The following is a 22,930-nucleotide window of genomic DNA, read 5'->3' as shown; positions in this document are numbered from 1 at the left end:
CCTCAGTTTTTCAGAGCGTCGGCGAGCATTTGGCGGACCACCTCGGCCTCGTCCTCCGGAAGCCAGCGCGTCATCTGCGGCACGACGGTTTCGATCAGGCGGCGCCGGCTCTGCGGCAGGCCGAGCGTGGCGGTGTCCCGGGCCTCGGCCAAAAGCGCATCCAGCTTGCGGCGCACGCGGTCCGGGTCGACCGAAATGTACGTCTGCGGCACGGTTTCCGCGGCGAACATGTCAAGCTGGGCCATCGGCGGCATCCTCTTCCGAATCGCCGCCATTGTCCGGCGCGAGGCCGAGGTCGGCAATGCCGAGCAGGGGTTGTCCCAGGATTTCCTCCAGCAGCGCCGCCTGCCGCGACTCCAGCAGAACTAGACGGCCGAGCACATGCAGGAGGTTCATCAGGTCGGTGGTGTACTCGCCCAGCCAATGGTCGGGCTGGATGGAATCAAGCGGGGAGGGCGGGCGGCGGTCGCCGATCACCGGCCGGGTCCGGTCGCGGCGGCGATAGCTGAACCAGTGCTTGAGCACCTGCTTGCCGGAGACCTCATAGGCCCAGACCTCGGGCATCACATTGTGCACATGGCCCTTGCCCACCGTGAGGCGACGGGTGGCGGGGTCATAATCCATGCTCTCGGGCAAGGGCTCGGGGGCGCCGGGAATGCCACCGCCGACGGGGATGACGGGAGCGTGCGCCTTGTCAAGCCGTGGCGCCTGATGCGGCCGGCCGGCGGCGGCGTCGTGGAAGCGCTCGCCATAGGTGTGCAGCCAGATCACCTCCCGGCCGAGCTCCACCGCGCGGCGGAACAGCGCCGCATCGGCGGTGACGGGCACGCGCAAGCCCGGCTGCTTGAGGTCCTTCGCGAAGCGCGCGGTGAAGGCGGGATGCGCCAGCAGGGCGGCGACATAGGCCATCAGGTCGGGCGGGGCGACGGCCTCGCCATAGAAGTCGGAGAGGCCGGCGAGGACAACGGGATTGAGGTTGGAGCGGGTCGCGGCGGCATCCGACCAGAGGGGAAAAACGCGGCCGCCGAAGGAGCCCTTATAATGATGTAGGTCTGGCACCAACCCTGAGAACGAGACGGCAGGCCCGACGTCAGGAGAATGCGCGTCGAGAGCCGTCAATTGCACCTGCTCTTCTGATGCACTCTCCCATAGAGCAGGATTGGCCCTGTTAATCAATCGATTGTCCGGGATGATCCATTGCCGATCGAACGATCGAAAGGCATATCGGACTGGCGCGATGACTTGACCAGTATCGGTCGCCACTGCGGATGCGCGGAACTCATGGCCAGCGAGTCCCTTTGACGACTTTTTCAAGCTTGTCTTGTCGCCGCCTTCGTGCGGGTGAAATAGCCGCTCCTTCTCGACCGGATCGGCTTCCGACGTGAGCCGCGCCCATCGCTTCGCCAGACTGTCCTTGTCCGGCGCGATGATCCATGTCCGCCCCGGCATCACACCGGAGCCGTTATAGACAAAAAGGCTCTTCAGCGTCGGGAAGCCCGCCCAGGCCCCGCTCGCCTCGGGCAGAAACGGCGCCCGCCACTCCTGCGGGCACTCCGCCCAGCCCGTTCCGGCGAGGGCGATGCCGGCCAGCGCCACGAACTTCTCTTCGCGCCGGCCTTCCGGCAGCGCCCGGAAATGCACGCGGCCGGGCCGGGCCGCGTCCTTGCCCTTGCGCCGCGCGGCGAGGACGACGCAAACCGGCTGCTGTACGCCCTGGAAGATGCGCGTGGCCACCTCCGGCTGGTATCCTTCGGGCGTGCAGTCGATGACGAAGATGTCGGCGCAGCTCGCGCGCAGGTCCGCCCGCATCTTCTCGAAGCCCGGCCCGTTGAGAAAGCCGGCCATGGTGATGAAGCAGACGATGCCCTCCTCGTCGCCGTCCGGCAGGCCGGTGGCGTCGTGCCAGCCGGCGCCGAACACTTTCAGGCTCGCCCAGCGCCAGAAATAGACATAGAGGTTCTTCAAATGCTTGGCATGGGCGCCCACGCCCCAGGCCGCAGGCGGGTGCCAGCGGTCCATGGGTGCAGCATATCCCTCGGAGCCCGCCTCGATCCAGCCGCCGCGCCCATCCGCCTTCTCCTTGTAGGGCGGATTGCCGATGACCACCGTGATCTTTTCGTTCCGCTTGATCTGGTTCGCCGCCCGCCGCGACTGCGCCACCGGCTGCATGAAGGCCGGGATGTATTCGTCTTCGGCGAAGGGATTGCCGAGCGTATCGGTGATGAACAGCTTGAGCTCCGGCAGGGTGCCCTGCGCTCCCGCCTCCTCCATCAACTCCCCATATTCGGCCAGCAGCCGCAGCTGCGCCACTGCAAAGGGACCGAACTGAAGCTCGAAGCCGATCAGCCTGCCGGCGGCATTCTCCAGGGCGGTCGGCACGCTGCCGGGGCCGAGATCGTCGCTGACGCTCTGCGCGATCTTGCGCAGCACGCCGAGCAGGAAGGTGCCCGTGCCCACCGCCGGGTCGGCAATGGTCACATCCTGCGCCGCCAGCCCATCCGCCCGCCCGAACAGCGGTCCCCGCAACGCCTCGTCCACCAGCCGGACCATGGCCGTGACGACTTCCGGCGGGGTGTAGTAGGAACCGGTGCGCTTGCGCAGTGTATTGTCGTAAACTTCTAGAAAATGTTCATAGAAATAAAGCCACGCATCGGCGTCGCCTTTGCTGATCTTCGCCCAGTTAACCTCCTGAAACACTCGGGTCATGGTGACAAGAGAGGTGGCGAGGGCCTTCTGGTGGTCCGGATCATCGATCAGCAGGTGCAGGGCGGTGCCGATGAGCGAATTGGACCGGCGCAGCGCGTTCGCCGCATTGTCGATGCCGTTCGCGAGGGAAATGTCGCGGGCGCGGGCAATCAGCAGCCCGAAGGTCACAGCCTGCGCATATCCGTCGGCAAAGCTCTCGTCACTGGCATCGGGAAACAGGAGGCGGCGCCAGTCCTGGGCGAGGTCGCTTAGGCCGGCATTGCCGCGGCGCAGTTGCTCGGTCACCTCCTCCCGGAGCAGGCGGCACAGGCGCGCGCTGGTTTCCGCAAGTCGCTTCGGCGTCTTCGGCGCGATCGGCGTCCAGGTGAAGAAGTCGTTGAACAGCGCCAGCAGGGCCGGGGGCGCGGCGAGCGCGGCGCCTGAACTCTCCACATCGCCGATCAGGCGGACCACATCGCCCACGCGTTCGCCGTCCCGCCACAGCGCGAAGGCGTTGCCGTCGGTGTAGAGGAGATTGGGGAGGGACTTCAGCCGCTCCCACTGGGCCTTGTCGTGCCGGTCCTTGAACTGACGCGGATTGGCGCCCTTCCCTGGCGCCTTGACCTCGATGAAGCCGACCAGCGTGTTCCTCAGCGTGACGGCGTAGTCCGGCCGTGTCCGATCCTCGGCGAGGGTCGTCTCGCCGACGATGGCCAACGCGCCCGGCGGGCATCCGGAGATCAGGGCAAGATCGGCGACCAGCGCCTCAAGGGGCCCGCGCAATTGATCTTCGGGTGCGCCACTGATGGCAATGTTCGAGAGCTTCGCCGCAGTGCTGCGGCCGAACTTCGAGACGACCTGCTCCAACGTGGGAATCACCCAGCCCCTCCCGACCATGACCTGCCGCTTCAGGAGTATCGCATTTGCCTGCAATCTCAAGCTGCGGCGTAAGGTCGAACCGATCTACTTTCGCGCTCCGAGAGGCGACTCTAGAATCGGCTCATCTTCGCCAGAGCAGCGATCGCTGCGGCGATCTCCTCGCTCCCAATCTCCCGTCCCTCCCCAATTCCCCGCATCACCTCACCCTGCCGATGCACCGGCAGCGTGCCGTAGCTGGTGAAGGTGGTGAGGGCGTCCTCGTGGCCGAGATTCTGCGACCACGCCTTGAAGGCTTCCGGCGGCAGCTGGAGCTTGTAGGCGAGTTGCACGAGGGTGTTGCGGAAACTGTGCGGGTTGGCATAGGGCAGGCCAGCCGCCTCGAAGGCCGCGCGGACGATCTTGCGGACGGGGCCGGCGCTGGACCAATGCTGACGCGCGACCCCCACCGCGTGGAAGCCGCGGGCGGGGTCGGCCGCGGTCTCGGTGGCAGGAAACAGCGGATCATTCTCGCCCCAGAGCTTCTCGGTCCGCAGGAAGCGCACCCATTCGGCGACGATGGCCTTGATGTCGTCGCCCACCGGGAAAAAGAAGGTGGTGAAGGTCTTCGCCCGCTTGGTCGCCACCTCGCGGGCGTCCTGCTCCAGCCGGCCGGCGGCCACATCGAGATGCTTCATCTTGAAGGTGATGAGCGCGCCGTCGCGGGCGCCGGTGAGAATCAGGAAGGCAATCAGCGTCCGGTCGCGCTTCTCTATGTCGGTCCCGGTCGGCATCCGCTCCAGCACGGCCCGCACCTGCTCAAGGCTGGGCACGGGACGTTCGCGCCGCGCGCTGGCGATGCGGGCGTCGCGCGTGGTGGGGGTGAAATAATCCGCGTCGGCAGGCGTCAGCACCCTGCGATAGCCCGGCTCCATGGCGAGCCACGCGAAGAACCGCTTCAAGGCCGTCAGAGTCGAGGTGACGGTGGCGGCGCTGAGCTTCTCGCCGGTGCGAGCGTTCTCCGCCTTGGCGAGGTGGTCACGGAAGCCCTTGGCCTGCTCGATGTGAAACCGCTTGAAGTCGCGGTGGGATGTATAGTGCTCGAAGCGGTGTAGTGCTTCGGCCGTTGCAGAGATAGAGGCATCGCTGCGGCCGAGGGCGAGGCGCTGGAAATCGAGGTATTTGCGCTTGATCCGCTCGTTCGGGCGCCTGGAATTCGGGCTGGGCATTTCGGTATCTCTCGAGTCACGATTGAGCATGGGGGTTGTCATCTCGCTTAGGCGCGGATGACCCGTGCAAAACCTTCACGTCCAGATCGCCCGCAGCCGTCCGCCATCGGGCCATGGCCACCGCTCGGTGCATGAGCGCGCCGCAGCGGGGGCAAAGTCCTTGGAGGGCGCCCAACTGGGCGTTGCGCGGCACCAGATCGGCCATGTCGCCGTCGGGGCGGACAGCCTCGCGGCAGCGGAAGCAATAGAAGCGTCCCGGTCCCGTCGGGCGCTTGCGTGAGGCCCGACGCTCGCACAGGAAGGTGCGGACGTCAGCGCCGGCGAGGATGACCGGGCGGAGCTCGTCGGCCACCGGCAGCCCCTGCTTGATCCACTGGCGCACCGTGTTCTTATGGACCTTCAGGGCATCGGCCACCTGCTCCACCGTATAAGGGAGATGCATGTGGATGCGCCGCGGGTTGATCCGGCTGTTCGCCATCGTCAGCGCGCGCCCGTCTCGATCAGGGCGCGGATGTCCTCCACGCGCCAGACGGTGACGCGGGGGCCGAGCTTCAGGGGCTTGGGGTAGCGCCCGCTCCGCACGCCTTCCCACCACGTGGACTTGGACACGGGAATGGGGCCGGCGGGGCCGAGGATGGCGGACAGGCGCAGGAAGCCGGTGTCGGGGAGAGAGCGGTTGTGCAGCATGGTGGGCCTCGATCCGTTGAGATGGGACCAAGACCTAGAAGGGCCGGCGCGGGCGGTGGCCGAACTCGGCGAACATGAAACCGAATTCGGCTTCAGGCGGGGCTAGTCGGTTTGCGAGGGGGGCAGTTCCTCGGCGGCTTCCTTGAGCCATTTGCGGACGGTATCGACGTCGATGCCTATCCCAAGTTCGTTGAGGTCGTTTGCAATGTTCGTCACCGCACTGTTGCGGGCGGCCTTGGGGTCGTAACGATATTTCTTTACAGCCATGCCGATAATGAGCTTGAGGCAACTTGATCGCTCGCGCTGCGCGAGTCCGCCATCTGGTCCGGTACGTTCAATCTCCACTTTCAATCGGTCCAGTTCAGCACGTGTAGCATCATGAAGCTCAACCTCTTCAGCAAAGGCATCTTTCCAATCCTCAAGGGGGTAGCGGGTCAAGACCGCTGTGACCATGGCGTCAGACAGTTCAATGCCACGACTTTGACCCCACTCGACAAAATCGACAGGATGTATCGGAAAGGATATCTCCGCCGCCGTCGTTGTGCGCGCTATCAAGTTATATTGGCGCATGAATTTCGCTGCGAAAGATGAATTAACTGTATATGACTCCATATTGTACTTGTCGAGAGCCACGGGGTCTCGGTCCAGAGAGAGGGCTACAGCTTCCCGGATGCTCCATAATGGCATCTGAGCCCAATAGGTGTGGTCAGCCTTTGTCGAAGGATGGTTAAATGGCCATCTTGCTTCCTCTGCGACGCGGAGCGCTTCCATATATTCTTGGTGCGCTTCGTTGTGGCGCCGCTGAAGCTCGTCATCCGGCAGGCCTTCAAGCTCAACCATCAAAGCTTGGTACTGCTCGGCGCGCTCATTAGATAGCTGGACCGTGCCGTCTTCCCGACGATTCCGGGGATCGCGCACCTCTGGAAACTCCAGATTGAGGATAAATTTAATCTGAGCAGAATCTGGAATGCGGACCATCTTTCACACCTGGAGCGATCAGCGACGCTCGTGCATAATGCCCGGAACAGCGCCGCGCGCACTCCCCTGTGGATAAGCCCGTCCAATCTGCATCGCGCGGAATTGGGGGTATGTTTGGGGGTATCGCTCCGAATTTGAAAAGTGAAAATAATTTAATATCATATAGATAAAGGTTCAATGAGGTGCCGTCCCTGGCACCACTCTTTTCCTAAAACGCTGAAACTGCTTGGATTTCTGCGGTTTCTTTCCCGTCGGCTGCGGTGGGAAAGAAAAGTGGGAAAGCCAAGTCCCGCTTTTGGTGTGTGCACCACGAGGTGCATGGCGTCGCCCGAACGGCGTTCCCGGTTCGCCGGCGCGTGGAGACGGCGGTCTTATCGGATCCGCCCACCCAAACTCTCGGCGCGCGGCGCGTTCTAAAACCCATCTGGAAGCGCGAAGACAGTCAGTTGGCCGCCCAGGGCCGTGTAGCTGTCCAGGGCGGCGTAGGCGTCCTTGGCGCCGGATCCCGCATCAGGGTCGGCGAGGCCCGCGGCGAGGCCGATGCCGGCCCAGCCGCCGATCCCGGACAGCACCGCCACATATTGCCGGCCGCGATGGATGTAGGTCATGACGTTGCCGACGATGCCGGACGGCGTCTTGAAGCGGTAGAGCTCCTTGCCGGTCGCCGCGTCCACGGCCTTCAGGTAGCCCTCCAGCGTTCCGTAGAACACCACGCCGCCGGCGGTGGCGAGGGCGCCGGACCAGACCGAGAATCGCTCGGGAACGGACCAGGCGATGCGGCCCTTCCCATTGTCCCACGCAATGAAATTGCCGGTCCGCCCGTCGCCGCCGGGGGCTGGATACATGGTGAGCGTCGCGCCCACATAGGGCTGGCCGGGCGTGTAGTCCACGTGGAACGGCTCGTAGTCCATGCACAGGTGATTGGTGGGCACGTAGAACAGGCCGGTCGCCGGGGAATAGGCCGCCGGCTGCTGGTTCTTGGTGCCGAGGGCGGCGGGGCAGATGCCCGTATAGGTCTCGTCCTCGCCCTTCGCCTCGGTGCCATGGGTGAGGTCGAGGATGGGGCGGCCGTAGGCCGGGCTCGCCGGGTCCATGTCGATGCCAGTGGCCCAGTTCACGGTCGGGTCGAACTTTTCCGCCAACAGGAGCGCGCCGGTCGCGCGGTCGAGGGTATAGGCGAAGCCGTTCCGGTCGAAATGAGTGAGCAGCGCCCGCTTTTGACCATCCACCACCTGGTCGGTGAGGATCATCTCGTTGACGCCGTCGAAGTCCCACTGGTCGTGGGGCGTCATCTGGTAGACCCACCGGGCTACGCCGGTGTCGGCATCGCGGGCGAAGACGGTGTCGGACCATTTGTTGTCGCCGGGGCGCTGCGACGGGTTCCAGGTGGAGGGATTGGCGCTGCCGTAATAGACGAGGTTCAGCCCGGGGTCGTAGGCGAACCAGCCCCAGGGGGCGCCGCCGCCGGTCTTCCACTGGTCGCCCTGCCAGCTCTTCGGCGAAGAATCCGCGCCCACCGGCTTGCCCAGCTCGGTGGTCTTCTTAGGGTCCAGCAGCATCTCGGCGTCGGGGCCGGTGCTGTAGGCCCGCCAGGCGAGGGTGCCGTCCTTGAGATTGTAGGCGCTGATGTGCCCCCGCGCGCCGAACTCGGCGCCGGCGATGCCGACGATCAGCTTGTCCTTCACCGGCATGACGGTGGCGGTGCTGGATTCCCCCTTTTTCGGATCGCCGTTCGCCACCGTCCACCGCACCGCGCCGGTCCTGGCGTCGAGGGCGACGATGGTGGTGTCGGCCTGGTGCAGGAACACCATGCCCTCGGCATAGGCGAGGCCGCGATTGACGAGATCGCAGCACATGATGGCGGTGACGGCGCGGTCCTGTTTGGGCTCGTACTTCCAAAGGATGCGGCCGTCGTGATCGAGATCGAGGGCGTACACGAGGTTGGGGAACGGGGTGTGGACATACATCACCCCGTCCACCACCAGCGGGCTGCCTTCGTGGCCGCGCAGCACGCCGGTGGAGAAGGTCCAGGCCACCGCCAGCTTGCCCACGTTGCCGGCATTGATCTGGTCGAGGCGGGAATAGCGCGTGTTGGCGTAATCGACCGTCTGGAGCACCTGGACCGCCGGATCGGCGATGCGCCTCAGCACGTCGTCGTTGGCATGGGCCGGGACCAGCCCGAGGAGGGCGGCGGCGGTCGATGCGGCAAGAGATGTTGCTGTCACCATTGCCCGCATATGCGTCTCCTGCTGCCCGCGAGAGCCGGATGGGGCGGCTCGTCCCCTCTCCGTATGGGATAGCATGCGGCCGGCCGGCGCGAACCGCGACAGAGGTCGGGGCCGGTGCCGTGGCTTCCCGTGGGCGGCGCTCGGCCGCATCATCCGCGAGCAGTGGGGCTTGCGAAGCCGCCCAAGGATGCGGAGAAGGGCAGGGGGCGTCCGTAGCGGCGCAGAAGGAGCAGGACTTGAACGGGAGCGGGATGTCGCCCAACGGGTCGAGCCAGGAACCGGGCCAGGAAGCGAGCAAGGTGGCGAACAGGCGTTCGAGCCAGGCGCGAACCATCGGTATCGCATCGGCGATCTGGGGCGTCTCGATCTTCCTCAGCCGCATCCTCGGGCTGGTGCGCGAGCAGATCATCGGCCGCACCCTAGGGGCAAGCCGACAGGCCGATCTCTATTTCGCCTCCTTCACCCTGCCGGATTTCCTCAATTACCTGCTGGCCGCCGGAGCGCTGTCCATCGTCTTCATCCCCATCTTCGTCAAATATCTTGAAGCGGGCGATACGAAGCGGGGCTGGGAAGCCTTCAGCGTCATCGCCAATTTCATTGTCGTCGTGGGCTCGCTGGGCATCGCGCTGATGATGGTCTTCGCCCGGCCCCTCGCCACCCTCGTGGCGCCGGGCTTCACCGAGGCGGCGGAGATCGACGAACTGGTGCGCCTCATGCGCATCATCCTGCCGGCGCAGTTCTTCCACATCCTCGGCGGCCTGCTCTCGGCGGCGCTGATGGCGCAGGACCGCCATGCCCTGCCGGCGCTGGCGCCGCTCATCTATTCGGCCTCCATCATCCTCGGCGGCCTCGTCGGCGCCTACTATCCGGAGCTGGGCGCCGAAGGCTTCGCCTGGGGCGTTCTCGCCGGCTCCATCCTCGGCCCCTTCGCCTTGCCCCTGTTCGGCTGCCTCAGGACGCATATGCGCTGGCATGCGGCGCTGTCGCTGCGCAGCGCGGACCTGCATCGCTACCTGCTGCTGTCGCTGCCCATCATGATCGGCTTCTCCATCGTGGTGGTGGACGAGTGGATCATCAAGAACCAGGCCTCCTTCCTCGCCGCCGGCGCGCTGGCGCAACTGCAATATGGCCGCACGCTCATGAAGGTGCCCATCGGCATCTTCGGCATGGCGCTGGGCGTCGCCTCCTATCCCACCATCAGCCGCCTCGTTGCTGCGGGGAATGTGGTGGAGGCCTATGGCGTGCTGTCCCGAGCCATCCGGCTGATGCTGGTGGCGATCCTGGCTGCCGGCGTGTGCCTCACCATCGCGGGCTATGAGGCGGTCTATCTGATCTGGGGGATGTTCGGGTCGCGCTTCACGGCGGCGGACGCCCTGGAGACCTCGCGGATCCTGGCGCTGCTCACCATCGGCATCGGCGGCTGGGCGGCGCAGAGCGTGATCAGCCGGGGCTTCTATGCGCTTGGCTCCACATGGCTGCCGACCCTGGTGGGCACGGCGGTCACCTTCGCCATGATCCCGCTCTATGTGGTGCTGCGCGAGCGCTTCGGCGCGGAAGGTCTGGCGGTGGCCAGCTCCACCGCGATCCTCGCCTATGTCTTCCTGCTGGGCTGGCTGCAGCGCCGGCGCTTCGAGAAGGAGGCGGCGGCGCGGGGGGCGTCGCTCTCAACTGCGCCCGGCATGCTCTCCGGGGTCTGGCGGCTCAGCCTCGCGGCGGTGGTCGCCATTGGCGTGGGCCTCATGCTGCGCATGGGCCTTGTGGCGATCCTGCCGGGCAATGGCGTGGTTGCCATCCTGGTCCGTGGGGCGGTGCTGTGCCTTGCCGGCATCGGCGTCTATGCGGTCGCCGCGTGGGCGCTCGGCATCACCGAGCTGCGCGAGGTGGCGCAGAAGGTGGGCAGGGCGCTGCGCGGGCGCAGGAGCTGAAACCAACGGCCATGAGCTTGATTCATGAGCCATTGGTCAGGCCCGCGCGGCGCTTGAGCGTGCCCTCTTGGCATCGGCCGAAAGCTGAGGCCGATGGCATGAGGCCAGCGACCGGCCGGGCTACCGAGCAGTGGTGAAGTTGAACTCGCCGCGCTCGTGGATGGTGTTGGCGCGGCCCACCAGCAAATTGTCGACGATGCCGATCCGCGCCGGGGCCTTGTCCTTGTAGGGCAGGGAATGCAGCACGTAGCGCATGGCGTTCAGGCGTGCGCGCTTCTTGTCGTCGGACTTGATGACCGTCCAGGGCGAATCCGCCGTGTCGGTGTGGAAGAACATGGCTTCCTTGGCGCGGGTGTAGTCCTCCCACTTGTCGAGGGAGGCGAGGTCCACCGGGGACAGTTTCCACTGCTTGAGCGGGTGGACCTTGCGCTCCTTGAAGCGGCGCCTCTGCTCGTCGCGGCTCACGGAAAACCAGAACTTGATCAGGTGGATGCCGCTGCGCACCAGGTTGCGCTCGAACTCCGGCGCCTGGCGCAGGAATTCGCGGTATTCATCGTCGGAGCAGAAGCCCATGACGCGCTCGACGCCGGCGCGATTGTACCAGCTGCGGTCGAACAGCACGATCTCGCCCCGCGTGGGCAGGTGCTCCACATAGCGCTGGAAATACCACTGGCCGCGCTCGACATCGCTCGGCTTTTCCAGGGCGACCACCCGCGCGCCGCGGGGGTTGAGGTGCTCCATGAAGCGCTTGATGGCGCCGCCCTTGCCGGCTGCATCGCGCCCCTCGAACAGGATGATGACGCGCTGCTGGGCGTCCTTCACCCAGGACTGGAGCTTGAGAAGCTCGGTCTGGAGGATGAACTTGTCACGCTCGTAGTCGCGCCGCAGCATCTTGTACTTGAACGGGTAGCCGCCCAGGCGCCAGTCGTCGGCCAGTTCGTCGCTGGTCACCCGGGCGTGACCGTCGGCCTTCGGTAAGCCCAGGGATTTGCGCAGGCGAAGGGCGTCGTCAGGTGCGGCGCCCGCTATGATGGCCTCGATCCCGGCGTCCAGGGCGCCGCCCGCGGGGGTCTCGCCGGCGATGGCCGCCACGGCCGACAATTCTGCTTCCTGCGCCGCCTCGCGCCGTTCCTCGGCGAGGCTGGCTTCGACGGCGGCAGGCATCCGGGCGGGCGCGCTCTCGTCGTCGATGGCTTGGAGGGTGGATTTTTCCTTGCTCGCCATGTCTTTTGTCTCCCCCAAGGCGGCGCGGCAACGGCAGGACAGGCCTTTGCGCGAGACGCAGCTTTCTGGCTTTTAGTCTCCAGCTTAGCCGGCTGATGAGCCTTGACCAAAATCAACGGCCAAAGGCCCGCCGCCGCCGCCATGCGGGCCGGCGGCAGCGTCGTTCGGGGCGGCCAGTGTCGGGAAACCGGCATGGCGGCGTTCTTGCTTGGCGCGCGCCATGGCACTGAAATTCTACATGACGCCGGGTTCGTGTTCGACCGGCATCCACATCCTGCTCGAAACGCTGGAACTGCCGTTCGAGGCCTGGATCATCAACATCCCGGCGGGCGATCACCTGCGGCCGGAGTATCTCAAGATCAATCCCAGGGGCACCATCCCCAGCCTCGTGCTCGATGACGGCAGCGCCCTGACCGACTTCAAGTCCATCGCTCTGTGGCTGGCGCAAACCTACCCGCGCGCAAAGCTCCTGCCCGATGATCCCGCCTTGGCGGCGCAGGCGGTCGATCTGCTGGAATTCGCGCTGATCCAGCTCCACGGTGAAGGCTTCACCCGCATCTTCACGTCCGAACGCTACATCTCGTCGGGCGGCGCGAAGCCCGGACAGCAGCTGAAAGACGACGTGACCTCCCACGGCCGGGAGATCGTCGAGCAGGCTTTCGCCGTGCTGGAGAAACGTCTGCCGGCCGAGGGCTATGCCGTCGGCCCGACCTTCTCCATTGCCGACGCGGCGTTGTTCTACAACGAGTTCTGGGCGGAGAAGACGGGCATCCCGCTGCCGCCGCGCGTCCTGGCCCACTACCAGCGGGTGAAGGCGCGGCCGGTGGTGAGGCAGGTGCTGGCGGAGGAAGGCTACCGCACCTGATCCGTGGGTCTCAGCGCGGCAGGGACAGGGGCACGGCCGCGCGCAGCACCGCCGCGATCTGCGCCAGCGGCGGCTGCTCCTCCCTCACGCTCTCTTCGAAATCGGCGAACGCCCGGTCGAGGCGGGTGCGCTCGCGGTCCTTCTCCACTTCGGTGAGGAAGGAATGGGTGAGGGCGGTGTGGGCAATGGTCTTCAGCCGGGCGTAGCCCAGCCCATGGTCGCGCGCGGCGCGGAAATACTCGTTGGTGAGATCAATGCGCGACACGCCCGCGTCGTCGGTGGCCAGCGTCACCGGCACGCCGGCATTCAGGTAGGTGACGATGGGGTGTTCCCTGCCGCGCACGCCGAGGATCACGTCGCTGGAGGTGAGAGCGATCTCGATGGTGACGCCGCGCCGGCGCATTTCAGCCAGCAGGCCGTCCATGTCGCGCTCGAAACCCACCGCCGTGCCGTGGCCGATGCGGCGGGCGCCGGCGATCTCCACCGCCTCGCGAATATGGAAGTCGAGGTCGGCCGGCGGCACCAGCCCGAGCCACAACTCGCCCGCATGGAGCGCCACCGGCACGTCCGCGCCGGCGAGAAAGCCGATCCATTTCATGTGGGTGCGATAATCGCGCAGGGACACCCGGTAGTCTTCCGGCCCCACATAGTTCAGGCCCACCACCATGCCGGGCGTCGCCCGCACCAGGGCCGCCGCCAGCGCCGTTTGGGCGAAGACAGCGGCCGGCGCGCTGTTGCGGTTCACCTGCGCGATGAAACGGAAGGTGACGCCGCAGCCGGGGCGGGTCGCATCGCCCGCGCAGTCGCGAAGGGCCTCGATGTGCGCCACGATGGCGGCGACCTGTTGCGCCTTGGCCGCCACCGCCGCGTCAAGGCCGCTGCGCTGGAGCGCCGCCAGCATGGCGGCCGGCTCGCCCACCTCGCCAATGGCCTGCGTCATCCGCTCGCGGTCGGCGCCTTCGAAGAAGGTGACCATGAACTCCTCATACTGGACCTTCGAGGCGTCGTACTGCTTCAGCTCGTCCACCACCATCTCGGCCATGCGGCGGGCGGTCTGGTCCCAGTCCGAGCCGCCGGTAGCGGCGTTGAACTTGCCGAAGGTGGCGAAGAACTGGTCATGGCCCGACGGCACCGCCAGGGTCGGCAGGAACCAGCGGGTGGAGAGCGCATTGACGATGAGATCGTAGGTGGTCTGCCCCTTCGGGCCGGACACGGCGTCGGCCAGCGGCACCACGGACGGGTCCGTTCCGCACGGCTGGTCGGGGGCGGCGCCGTCGGGCCGGGGCAGGAGGGTCATGTCGGCGCGGCGGAAGCACAGGCCGTCGCGTACCGCCCAGGCGAGGAAGCGTTCGGCATAGACCGCGCCCGACAGGTGGGTGTGCAGGTCGCCGCCCTTGGGCATGCGGTGGAGGAAGGCGCGCATGCGCGGATGGTCGGCGCGCAGGGTCTCGAAATGCGCCGCCGTGACGGTCCCGGGCAGATCGCGGGTGACTACGAACAGCCGTGCGAGCAGCACCGCAGCCAGGGCGAAGAGCACGACGATCCAGATGCGGCGGCGACCCAAGCAAGCCCCCCTCGGCCAAACCCTCTCGGCGAAGGCTGCGGCGGGAGCCTAGCTCAAGCTCGGACCTTCTGGAAATCCGGCCTGGTGGTTGTCCCCGACAGCCGAGCGCCGCCTCAGGAGGCGGCGCGGACGGCGCGCTTGGGGCTTGCGGTCTTGCGCACCAGCCACTGGCCGATGGGCTTTTCCACCCACAGGTGGACGCCCACCGAGACCAGCACCGTCAATACGAAGCCGATGGCATAGATGGCGACCAGCGGCAGGCCCACCTTGGCCCCCGCCACACCGAACAGCTTGATGGTGAACGGGTGCGTCAGATAGAGCGCGTAGGAGGCATCGCCCCCGAGCGCCAGTGCCCGCGCCAGCCCATTCTCGCGCAGGGCCGGGCCGAGCACGGCCGCAGCCACGATGAGCGCCGCCGGAATGCCGCCGGTGACGAGGCGCCAGACGTGCTCGTAGGCGGAGGCCTGGAAGAAGGCCACGGCGAGGACGATGCCGGCCACCACGAGGGCCATGGCCATGGCGTCCGAAAGGCGGCGGCCGGCGATGAAAAGCGCGGCCACGCAGGTGCCCAGCAGGAACTCGCCGATGATGGGATTGCCCCAGAACTTCAGCAGGAAGAAGCGGTCCGGCGCGAGGAGGGCGGCGAGGATGAGCAGGACGAACAGAGCGCCCAGCGCCGTGAGCCCCGCCCGGCGGGGCAGCAGCAGCGCCACCGCGAACAGGGCGTAGAACAGCATCTCGTAATTGAGCGTCCAGCCCAGGGACAGGATGGGGAACAGCTCCCCATCGGTGCGCGGCCAGGGGATGAAGGTGTAGGACGCGACGATGTGCTTCAGGTCCAGGCCGTTGTTGTTGATGAGCTGCGGCGCCGCCAGCAGCGCGGCCAGCATCAGGGTGGTGCAGATCCAGTAGAGCGGCACGATGCGGATGAGTCGCCGGCGCAGGAAGTCCACCGGGGCGCCCGGGGCGCCGAAGCGGTCGTGCATCATGTAGTACATGATGAAGCCGCTGATGACGAAGAACACATCGACGCCGAGACCCCAGTCGATGAGGCCGATCTCGTCAAACGACCGTCCGGTGCGCGCGGCGACGTTGCCGACTTCCACGCCCACATGGGCGAACACCACGAGGGCGGCCGCGAAGAAGCGCAAGATCTGCACGTTGACGAGATAGGTGGGTTTCATCCGCCATCCGTTTCTGCGGTCCGCCGAGTCTTGCACCGGCGGGTCGGGTCGCTTGCTGCGTGGGTCCTGAGGTGCCCGGGTGGCCAGTCGCAGCGCCTGGCAGCCTTGACCAGGGATCCGCGTTGACGGTATTTTAATGAGGTTCCGTCCCACGGTCGCACCGTCGGCTCCAATCCATGACCGATGACGATGATGCGCTGCCCACATGTTCAGCTTAGCATGTGCGAGATGGACTTTCGAGCCTTCTCGCAGGTGCGGGAACTGTCGGCAAACGCCCACTTTTCGGGCTTCCCTTACGTCTGCAATTGCAGGTAGAGTGCTCACGACCAAGCTGGCGCCACCGTGGGAAAGAGCCGCACATGACTCTGAACGAAGCGGGAAATCTCAGCCGCTACCTGGATGAGCGCTACATTTCCGCCAATTCCGATTGGCACCAGGACGACAGCGCGTGGAAATTCGCGCATATCTCCAATATCATGGATCGCAATTCCATCCGTCCCGCCTCCCTGTGCGAGATCGGCTGCGGCGCGGGCGGCATCGTCGAACTCGTGGCGCGCCATCTTCCGGGCGCGTCGGTGGACGGCTTTGAAATCTCGCCCCACGCCTTCGCCCTCTGCCAGCAGCGGCAGGCGCCGAACCTCACCTTCACCCAGGGCAGCCCGTTCGACGGCGGACGGCACTATGATGTGAGCATGGCCATCGACGTGATCGAGCATGTGGAGGACCCGTTCGCTTTCGCCCGGTCCATGGGCCGCATCTCGACCCACCAGGTGCTGCATATCCCGCTCGACATGAATGCGCTGGCAGTGGCGCGCGGCTGGGTCATCGAGGATGCCCGCAACCACATCGGCCACCTGCATTATTTCACCAAGGCCACCGCCCTGTCGCTACTGGACGAATGCGGGCTCGAGGTGGTCGATCATTTCTACACGCCCTGGGCCATCGACCAGGCCGGCAAGACCCTGAAGAAGCGGCTCGCCGCCTTCCCGCGCAAGGTGGCCTTCGGGCTCGCGCCCGATGCCATCGTGCGCCTCGTGGGGGGCTGGTCGCTCATGGTGCTCACCCGGACACGCTCCGCCTCGTCCTGACCTCGCCTTTTTGCTTTTTCGGTGACCGGAAGGGGCGCGGTCGCCAGAGTGGTTTTAGCAATGGTGTTTCATCCGTCGCCGCTCGGCTGCGGCGGACGCGGACTCGGCGGCGGGTCTCTTGTTTGAATGTTGGGGCGGCAACCTTCATGCCTGTGCTTGTGACCGGCGGAGCCGGCTATATCGGCAGCCATGCGGTCCTCGAGCTGGTCGGGCGCGGGGAAAGCGTCACCGTGCTGGACAACCTCTCCACCGGCTTCGACTGGGCCGTGCCGGAGGCGGTCGACCTGGTGGTGGGCGATGTCGGCGACGCGGTTTTCATGCAGCGCCTGCTGGAAGAGCGCGGCATCACCGAGATCATCCATTTCGCGGCCCGGAGCCTGGTGGCGGAATCGGTGGCGGACCCACTCGGCTATTATCTCGGCAACATCGTGAAGACCCGCACCCTGATCCAGGCCGCCATCAAGGCGGGGGTGACGCGGATGATCTTTTCCTCCTCCGCCTCGGTCTACGGCGAGCCGGTGGTGGACATCATCGGCGAGGACGAGCCCACCGTCCCCATCAATCCCTACGGCCGCTCCAAGCTGGCGAGCGAATGGATGCTGGAGGACGCCGCCCGCGCCCATGGCCTCGTCTACACGGCGCTGCGCTATTTCAACGTGGCCGGGGCTGACCCGCAGGGGCGCTCGGGCCAGTCGTCCCGCGTCGCCACCCACCTCATCAAGATCGCCAGCCAGGTCGCGGCGGGCGCTAGGCCGGGCCTTGAAATCTATGGCACCGACTATCCCACGCGGGATGGCACCTGCATCCGCGACTATATCCACGTCACCGATCTCGCCCGGGCCCATGTGGCCGCGCTGGAGCGCCTGCGGGCGGGCGGCGGGAGCCTGAAGGTGAATTGCGGCTACGGGCGCGGCTATTCGGTGAAGGAGGTGGTGGACGTGGTGAAGGCGGTGTCCGGCATCGACTTCCCGGTGACGCTCTCGCCGCGCAGGCCGGGGGACCCGGCCTGCCTCGTGGCCAGGGCCGATCGCATTCGCGCCGAACTCGGCTGGGAGCCGACCCTCGACCACCTGCCCACCATCGTCGGCCACGCCATCGCGTGGGAGAAGTGCCTGGAAGGGCGCAAGGCCGCGGAACGGGCCGCCGCCAGCGTGGCCTGATATGGTCCGATCAGATCGCATCGCGATCTGATCGGCAGAAGCCCACTCGTCTTGAGCTGCGGAGACGGGGCAGTCTCCCCCACCGTCAGCCGACGGCGATCTCCTTGCCGCTGGCGCCCCACTCGGTCCACGAGCCGTCATAGAGGGCGAGCGGGGTCTTGCCGATTAGTTCCAGCGCCACCCACAGGATGGCCGCCGACACGCCGGAGCCGCACGAGGTGATGACCGGGCGGGACAGGTCGAGTCCGGAGGCCTCCACCACCTTGCGGATCTCGTCCGGCGACACCAGCCGCCCGTCCTTCACCAGCCGGCCGTGGGGCAGGTTGAAGCTGCCGGGCATGTGGCCAGAGGGCAGGCCTTCGCGCGGCTCGGGGGCTTCGCCGCGGAAGCGGGTGTCCTGGCGGGCGTCGAGCACCTGCGCGCTGCCGCTCTTCAGGGCCCGGTCCACGCGCTCGATGTCGGCGACGAGGGAATGGTCGAAGCGCGGATTGAAGATGGCGGGCAGCCGGCGCACCGCCCCGTCTTCCACCGGGCGGTCCTCCGCGAGCCATTTGGGCAGGCCGCCGTCGAGGATCTTCACGTCGCGCGCGCCGAAGGCCCGGAAGGTCCACCACACCCGCGGCGCCGAGAACAGGCCCACCGAATCGTAGACCACGATGCGAAGCCCATCGCCGATGCCCAGCGCTCCCACGGCCACGGCGAAGGCATGCGCGTCGGGCAGCATGTGGGGCAGGGGGGTGGAATGGTCGGCGATGGTGTCGATGTCGAAATGCACCGCGCCCGGAATGTGCCGCTCCAGATATTCCTTGGCGCCGCTGCGGCCGGAATTGGGCATGTGCCAGGAGGCGTCCACCACCACGAGGTCCGGCGCACCGAGATTGGCGGCGAGCCATTGGGTGGAAACGAAGGGGCTCGCGGGCGTGTCGACGGTCTCGCTCATGGGCTGTCTCTTTCGGCTCCGTTCAGGCACTGGCGAAGACGCGCTGGCAGGGGCGCGCGGCCCCTCATTGAGCGGATGGGCGCGCGCGTCAAGCGGCCGGCGCAAGGCACGCAGATCGGCGCGCCGAAAGACGCGTCGGAATGCGTTTTTGCCGGCTCAGACCAGCACGTTCGGCACCTCGACCTTCCGCTCCAGCCATTCCGGCACTGGCAGGTTCTTGGAGCGCAGGAACTCGGGGTTGAACAGCTTGGACTGGTAGCGCGTGCCGTAGTCGCACAGGATGGTCACGATGGTGTGGCCCGGTCCCATCTCCTTCGCGAGGCGGATGGCGCCTGCCACGTTCACCCCCGACGAGCCGCCGAGGCACAGGCCCTCGTGCTGCAGCAGGTCGAACACCACGGGCAGGGCTTCCTCGTCCGGGATCTGGAAGGCGGTGTCGATGGGCGCGTCTTCGAGGTTGGCGGTGATGCGGCCCTGGCCGATGCCCTCGGTGATGGAGGTGCCCTCGGCCTTCAGCTCGCCGGTGGTGTAGTAGGAATAGAGCGCCGCGCCCATGGGATCGGCGAGGCCGATGCGGATGCCGGGGTTGCGCGCCTTCAGCGCGATGGCGATGCCGGCCAGCGTGCCGCCGGTGCCCACCGAGCAGATGAAGCCGTCCAGCTTGCCGCCGGTCTGCTCCCAGATCTCGGGGCCGGTGGTCTCGATATGGGCCTGCCGGTTGGCCACGTTGTCGAACTGGTTGGCCCAGATGGCGCCGTTCGGCTCGGTCTTGGCCAGCGCCTCGGCGAGGCGGCCGGAGACCTTCACGTAATTGTTGGGATTGGCATAGGCCACGGCCGGCACCTCCACCAGGATGGCGCCGGCGAGCTTCAGCATGTCCTTCTTTTCTTGGGACTGGGTCTCGGGAATGACGATGACGGTGCGAAAGCCGAGCGGGGCGGCCACCAGCGCGAGGCCGATTCCGGTATTGCCGGCGGTGCCCTCCACGATGACGCCGCCGGGCTTCAGCGCCCCGCGCGCCACCGCGTCCTTGATGATGCCGAGGGCCGCGCGGTCCTTCACCGACTGGCCGGGATTGAGGAACTCGGCCTTGCCGAGGATCTCGCAGCCGGTCGCTTCGGAGGCGCGCTTCAGACGGATGAGGGGGGTATTGCCGATGGAGTCCACAAGGCCGTTACGGATCATGTGCGGATCAAAGCCTTCAATGAATGTGGTGGCACGTTACTCAACGCGTCCCGCCGTATCAATATGACAAGCCCCATCATTTCCGTGTGGATTCGAAGGCGCGCAGGGCCCGCTCCCGCGCCGCGCCATGGTCCACCAGGGGGCGCGGATAGGTGTGGCCGAGGCGGATGCCGGCGTGGGCCAGCGTCTCCGCGTCCGCCGTCCACGGCTTGTGGATGAGGGTCGCCGGCAGCTTGCCCAGTTCCGGCACATAGGTGCGCACATAGGTGCCGTCGGGGTCGAATTTCTCGCCCTGGGTCACCGGATTGAAGATGCGGAAATAGGGTGCGGCATCGAGCCCCGATCCCGCCACCCACTGCCACGAGGCGGCATTGTTGGCGCCGTCCGCATCCACCAGCGTGTCCCAGAACCAGTCCTCGCCCGAGCGCCAGTCGATGAGCAGGTGCTTGGCGAGGAACGAGGCCACCACCATGCGCACCCGATTGTGCATCCACCCGGTCTGCCAGAGCTGGCGCAGGCCGGCGTCCACCAGCGGATAGCCGGTCAGGCCCTTGTGCCAGGCCTTCAGCTCGCCGGGGCATTCGCGCCAGGGGAAGGCGTCGAATCCACGCTGGATGTTGCTCCGGGCGAGGTCCGGCATCTCGGCGAGGAGGTGGTAGGAGAATTCCCGCCAGTACAGCTCGGCCTCGAACTTGTCGGCATCCACCAGCGGCACCGCGCCGGCCTCGGCGGCATGGCGCACGGCGCTCAGGATCTGGCGCGGCGAGATTTCGCCGAAGCGCAGGTGGGGCGACAGGCGGGAGACGTGGTCCCGGTCCGGCCGGTCTCGGCCCTCCGCATAGCCCGTCAGCCCCGCGTCCATGAAGGCGGCAAGGCGCGCCTGGGCGGCCGTCTCGCCGGCGGTCCATGTGGCGCGCAGGCCGCCGGCCCAGTCGGGATGGGTGGGCTCAAGGTCGAAGTTCTCCAGCGCCTCGCCCTGCGGGGGATGGGCGACGCCTTCGAGTTGTTTCGGCGCGGGCAGGGGGGTGTCGAGCCGCCGGGCCTTGAGGGCCGCGCGGTGGAAGGACGAGAAGGTGCGCGGCATGCCTCCTGATGCCCCTTCGACGCTGCCGGGCGGGTGCAGCAGATGGGCGCAGAAGCTGAGCACGCGCCGGTCTTCGGACAGGAGCCGCGCGGCCACCGCGTGGTCCACTTTGGTCTCCGCCGCGCCGGCGCGATCATTGAAGGCGACGGTGGCGGCGCCCAGCAGCGCCGCGACCTCCGGCACCACCCGATTGGCCGGACCCCGGCGCAGGATGAGGGGGACGCCCCTTTCCTCAAGGTCGGCGGCCAGTGCCCGCAGCGACTGGGCGAGCCACCAGCGCGCCGCGCCGCCGAGGGGGCGCACGCCCGGGCTGTCCTCGTCGAGCACATAGAGCGCGGCCAGGGGCGCGCGCGCTTCGGCCAGGGCGGCGAGCGCCGGGTTGTCGGAGAGCCGCAGGTCGTCGCGGAACCACAGCAGGGATGGGGAGGCCGGCGACTCGGAGACACCGGACTCGGAGGCCGTCAACTGGGAGGTGGGCAACCGGGCGGCTTTCATGGCGCTCCTCCTACGCCCTTGGGGCGCAAGAGGTTCACTCCCAATCGGCCGGGGACGCAAGGGGGGCGTTAAGCGCCCCTCTACCGATCAGCCTGGGGCTTTGAGCCCCCTAGGGTCCAAGGGGGCGGTGAGCCCCCTCGCCTCAATGGTGGATGTCGATGTCGCGGGTTTCCTTGCCGAGAATCAGCGCCACTAGCGTGAACAGCGCCATCACGGTGAGGTAGATGCCGACCCAGAACGGGCTGCCGCCGCCATAGCTCCACAGGGCCACCGCGATGAACGGGGCCACCGCCGCGCCGAGGATGGACGACACATTGTAGGAGATGCCCGAGCCGGTATAGCGCACGTTGGCCGGGAACAGCTCCGGCAGCAGCGCGCCCATGGGGCCGAAGGTGAGGCCCATCAGCGTGAAGCCGATGACGAGCCACGCCATGACGCCCACGAAGCCGGCCGACAGGATGGGCACCCACAGCAGGCCGAACACGGCGATGGCCGAGGTGATGGCGATGAGGGTGCGCCGGCGGCCCCAGCGGTCGGCCCACGGGCCGGAGACCATGGTGAAGATGCCGAAGAACACCACGCCGCAGATCATCATCAGCACGAAGGTGCGGTAGTCATAGCCGAGGCCCGGCAGGGCGGCCGTGGTGGCGGCGCGGCCATAGCTCAGCGAGAAGGTGGTCATCAGGTAGAACAGCACGTAGGTAGCGAGCATGTAGAAGGTGCCGAGGATCAGCTCACGCCAGTGGGTCTTGAAGGCGGCCGCCAGCGGCACCTTCTGGATGCCGCCGCGCTTCACCGTGTTCTCGAACGCCTTGCTCTCCACCAGGCTGAAGCGGACCCAGAGGCCGACGATCACCATCACCGCCGAGAACAGGAACGGGATGCGCCAGCCCCAGGACAGGAAGGCGTCGGATGGCCGCGACGGATCGGAGGACGGCATCAGCGCCGCGATGATGAGGAACAGGCCGTTGGCGATGATGAAGCCGATGGGCGCGCCGAGCTGGGGGAAGGTGCCGTAGACCGCGCGCTTGCCGGGAGGGGCGTTCTCGGTGGCCACCAGCGCCGCGCCGCTCCATTCGCCGCCGAGCGCGAAGCCCTGGGCGAGGCGCAGCACCACCAGCAGGGTGGGGGCCAGCCAGCCGGCGGTGGCATAGGTGGGCAGGAGGCCGATGAGGAAGGTGGCGATGCCCATGGTCAGGAGGGCACCCACCAACGTGATCTTGCGACCCTTCTTGTCGCCGAGATGGCCGAAGAAGATGGCGCCCAGCGGCCGGGCCACCATGGCCGCGCCGAACACGGCGAACGAGGCGAGCAGCGCCGTGGTCGGGTCGCTCGCGGGAAAGAACAGGTGCGGGAACACCAGCACCGCCGCCGTGGCATAGACGTAGAAGTCGTAGAACTCGATGGTGGTGCCGACGAGGCTCGCCAGGATGACGCGGGAGCGCGGGTTGACGGCGTGGTGTTCGTCGGCCGACGCGACGACGGTGGTGGATGACATGACCTGTTCCAACTGTCCCGGATCGCCTCGCTCCGTGCCCGGTCTCCACGGGCGCC

General features: G+C 66.9%; 18 protein-coding genes. 4 read left to right on the top strand and 14 right to left on the bottom strand.

Annotated elements, in window-relative coordinates:
• Window positions 1-2: 2 nt before the first annotated feature.
• The 7 genes from FZ033_RS02295 to FZ033_RS02265 all read right to left on the bottom strand — a co-directional run bounded on the left by FZ033_RS02295 (window position 3) and on the right by FZ033_RS02265 (window position 8,671).
• On the bottom strand, window positions 3-245 hold the full coding sequence (locus FZ033_RS02295; RefSeq protein WP_149574539.1) for a hypothetical protein: 243 nt from the start codon (window positions 243-245) through the stop codon (window positions 3-5).
• Window positions 232-3,564 (bottom strand): type ISP restriction/modification enzyme, encoded by a 3,333-nt coding sequence (locus tag FZ033_RS02290; RefSeq protein ID WP_232847292.1) that lies wholly within the window; start codon window positions 3,562-3,564, stop codon window positions 232-234. The genes FZ033_RS02295 and FZ033_RS02290 overlap by 14 nt, the downstream gene beginning before the upstream one ends.
• A 110-nt stretch (window positions 3,565-3,674) precedes the next feature.
• Window positions 3,675-4,769, bottom strand: coding sequence for a tyrosine-type recombinase/integrase (locus FZ033_RS02285; protein ID WP_149574537.1), 1,095 nt, complete (start codon window positions 4,767-4,769; stop codon window positions 3,675-3,677).
• A 16-nt stretch (window positions 4,770-4,785) separates the two neighbouring features.
• The gene (locus FZ033_RS02280) at window positions 4,786-5,247 is read right to left on the bottom strand and encodes a helix-turn-helix domain-containing protein (RefSeq protein WP_149574536.1); all 462 of its coding nucleotides are present in this window, start codon (window positions 5,245-5,247) and stop codon (window positions 4,786-4,788) included.
• Window positions 5,248-5,249: 2 nt separating this feature from the next.
• Window positions 5,250-5,456 carry a helix-turn-helix transcriptional regulator gene (locus FZ033_RS02275; protein ID WP_149574535.1) on the bottom strand — a complete coding sequence of 69 codons (207 nt, stop codon included), beginning with the start codon at window positions 5,454-5,456 and terminating at the stop codon, window positions 5,250-5,252.
• A gap of 102 nt (window positions 5,457-5,558) precedes the next feature.
• Window positions 5,559-6,434 (bottom strand): hypothetical protein, encoded by an 876-nt coding sequence (locus FZ033_RS02270; RefSeq protein ID WP_149574534.1) that lies wholly within the window; start codon window positions 6,432-6,434, stop codon window positions 5,559-5,561.
• Between the two features lie 413 nt (window positions 6,435-6,847).
• Window positions 6,848-8,671, bottom strand: a complete 1,824-nt coding sequence (locus FZ033_RS02265) for a methanol/ethanol family PQQ-dependent dehydrogenase (RefSeq protein ID WP_149574533.1) — start codon at window positions 8,669-8,671, stop codon at window positions 6,848-6,850.
• Window positions 8,672-8,961: 290 nt separating this feature from the next.
• Here FZ033_RS02265 and murJ point away from each other — a divergent pair, with 290 nt between their 5' ends.
• A complete protein-coding gene (murJ, locus tag FZ033_RS02260) occupies window positions 8,962-10,587 on the top strand; it encodes a murein biosynthesis integral membrane protein MurJ (protein ID WP_232847291.1) in 1,626 nt (541 codons plus the stop codon).
• Between the two features lie 120 nt (window positions 10,588-10,707).
• Here the strand turns inward: murJ and ppk2 are convergent, their stop codons facing one another.
• A complete protein-coding gene (gene ppk2, locus FZ033_RS02255; RefSeq protein ID WP_149574532.1) occupies window positions 10,708-11,811 on the bottom strand; it encodes a polyphosphate kinase 2 in 1,104 nt (367 codons plus the stop codon).
• 220 nt (window positions 11,812-12,031) lie between these two features.
• Here ppk2 and FZ033_RS02250 point away from each other — a divergent pair, with 220 nt between their 5' ends.
• Window positions 12,032-12,676, top strand: a complete 645-nt coding sequence (locus FZ033_RS02250; RefSeq protein WP_188079254.1) for a glutathione S-transferase family protein — start codon at window positions 12,032-12,034, stop codon at window positions 12,674-12,676.
• Window positions 12,677-12,686: 10 nt separating this feature from the next.
• On the opposite strand, the gene FZ033_RS02245 is transcribed toward FZ033_RS02250, so the two are convergent.
• Both FZ033_RS02245 and FZ033_RS02240 read right to left on the bottom strand, forming a co-directional pair.
• On the bottom strand, window positions 12,687-14,240 hold the full coding sequence (locus FZ033_RS02245) for an amidohydrolase family protein (RefSeq protein ID WP_149574531.1): 1,554 nt from the start codon (window positions 14,238-14,240) through the stop codon (window positions 12,687-12,689).
• A gap of 113 nt (window positions 14,241-14,353) precedes the next feature.
• Complete coding sequence (locus FZ033_RS02240; protein WP_188079253.1) at window positions 14,354-15,424, bottom strand: acyltransferase family protein; 1,071 nt, start codon at window positions 15,422-15,424, stop codon at window positions 14,354-14,356.
• 359 nt (window positions 15,425-15,783) lie between these two features.
• Here FZ033_RS02240 and FZ033_RS02235 point away from each other — a divergent pair, with 359 nt between their 5' ends.
• Window positions 15,784-16,512, top strand: a complete 729-nt coding sequence (locus tag FZ033_RS02235) for a class I SAM-dependent methyltransferase (protein ID WP_149574529.1) — start codon at window positions 15,784-15,786, stop codon at window positions 16,510-16,512.
• 146 nt (window positions 16,513-16,658) lie between these two features.
• Window positions 16,659-17,672, top strand: coding sequence for a UDP-glucose 4-epimerase GalE (gene galE / locus FZ033_RS02230; RefSeq protein WP_149574528.1), 1,014 nt, complete (start codon window positions 16,659-16,661; stop codon window positions 17,670-17,672).
• Between the two features lie 85 nt (window positions 17,673-17,757).
• Here the strand turns inward: galE and sseA are convergent, their stop codons facing one another.
• The 4 genes from sseA to FZ033_RS02210 form a co-directional block, all read right to left on the bottom strand.
• A complete protein-coding gene (gene sseA, locus FZ033_RS02225; protein WP_149574527.1) occupies window positions 17,758-18,612 on the bottom strand; it encodes a 3-mercaptopyruvate sulfurtransferase in 855 nt (284 codons plus the stop codon).
• Between the two features lie 156 nt (window positions 18,613-18,768).
• Window positions 18,769-19,797 carry a cysteine synthase A gene (locus FZ033_RS02220; protein ID WP_149574526.1) on the bottom strand — a complete coding sequence of 343 codons (1,029 nt, stop codon included), beginning with the start codon at window positions 19,795-19,797 and terminating at the stop codon, window positions 18,769-18,771.
• Window positions 19,798-19,873: 76 nt separating this feature from the next.
• On the bottom strand, window positions 19,874-21,376 hold the full coding sequence (locus FZ033_RS02215) for a cryptochrome/photolyase family protein (RefSeq protein ID WP_149574525.1): 1,503 nt from the start codon (window positions 21,374-21,376) through the stop codon (window positions 19,874-19,876).
• Window positions 21,377-21,518: 142 nt separating this feature from the next.
• On the bottom strand, window positions 21,519-22,874 hold the full coding sequence (locus FZ033_RS02210) for an MFS transporter (protein WP_149574524.1): 1,356 nt from the start codon (window positions 22,872-22,874) through the stop codon (window positions 21,519-21,521).
• Window positions 22,875-22,930: the final 56 nt, after the last annotated feature.

The organism is Xanthobacter oligotrophicus, assembly GCF_008364685.1.
In the GTDB taxonomy this organism is placed as follows: domain Bacteria; phylum Pseudomonadota; class Alphaproteobacteria; order Rhizobiales; family Xanthobacteraceae; genus Xanthobacter; species Xanthobacter oligotrophicus.
This window is presented reverse-complemented; position numbering and strand designations above follow the sequence as displayed.

Bases quoted from the DNA above. Each gene is read 5' to 3' on its own strand.
- FZ033_RS02235 (WP_149574529.1), top strand. From the start codon at position 15,784: ATGACTCTGAACGAAGCGGGAAATCTCAGCCGCTACCTGGATGAGCGC.
- FZ033_RS02295 (WP_149574539.1), bottom strand. From the start codon at position 245: ATGGCCCAGCTTGACATGTTCGCCGCGGAAACCGTGCCGCAGACGTAC.
- FZ033_RS02250 (WP_188079254.1), top strand. From the start codon at position 12,032: ATGGCACTGAAATTCTACATGACGCCGGGTTCGTGTTCGACCGGCATC.
- sseA (WP_149574527.1), bottom strand. From the start codon at position 18,612: ATGAGCGAGACCGTCGACACGCCCGCGAGCCCCTTCGTTTCCACCCAA.
- FZ033_RS02240 (WP_188079253.1), bottom strand. From the start codon at position 15,424: ATGAAACCCACCTATCTCGTCAACGTGCAGATCTTGCGCTTCTTCGCG.
- FZ033_RS02275 (WP_149574535.1), bottom strand. From the start codon at position 5,456: ATGCTGCACAACCGCTCTCTCCCCGACACCGGCTTCCTGCGCCTGTCC.
- ppk2 (WP_149574532.1), bottom strand. From the start codon at position 11,811: ATGGCGAGCAAGGAAAAATCCACCCTCCAAGCCATCGACGACGAGAGC.
- FZ033_RS02215 (WP_149574525.1), bottom strand. From the start codon at position 21,376: ATGAAAGCCGCCCGGTTGCCCACCTCCCAGTTGACGGCCTCCGAGTCC.
- FZ033_RS02270 (WP_149574534.1), bottom strand. From the start codon at position 6,434: ATGGTCCGCATTCCAGATTCTGCTCAGATTAAATTTATCCTCAATCTG.
- FZ033_RS02220 (WP_149574526.1), bottom strand. From the start codon at position 19,797: ATGATCCGTAACGGCCTTGTGGACTCCATCGGCAATACCCCCCTCATC.
- FZ033_RS02210 (WP_149574524.1), bottom strand. From the start codon at position 22,874: ATGTCATCCACCACCGTCGTCGCGTCGGCCGACGAACACCACGCCGTC.
- FZ033_RS02265 (WP_149574533.1), bottom strand. From the start codon at position 8,671: ATGCGGGCAATGGTGACAGCAACATCTCTTGCCGCATCGACCGCCGCC.
- FZ033_RS02280 (WP_149574536.1), bottom strand. From the start codon at position 5,247: ATGGCGAACAGCCGGATCAACCCGCGGCGCATCCACATGCATCTCCCT.
- FZ033_RS02285 (WP_149574537.1), bottom strand. From the start codon at position 4,769: ATGCCCAGCCCGAATTCCAGGCGCCCGAACGAGCGGATCAAGCGCAAA.
- galE (WP_149574528.1), top strand. From the start codon at position 16,659: ATGCCTGTGCTTGTGACCGGCGGAGCCGGCTATATCGGCAGCCATGCG.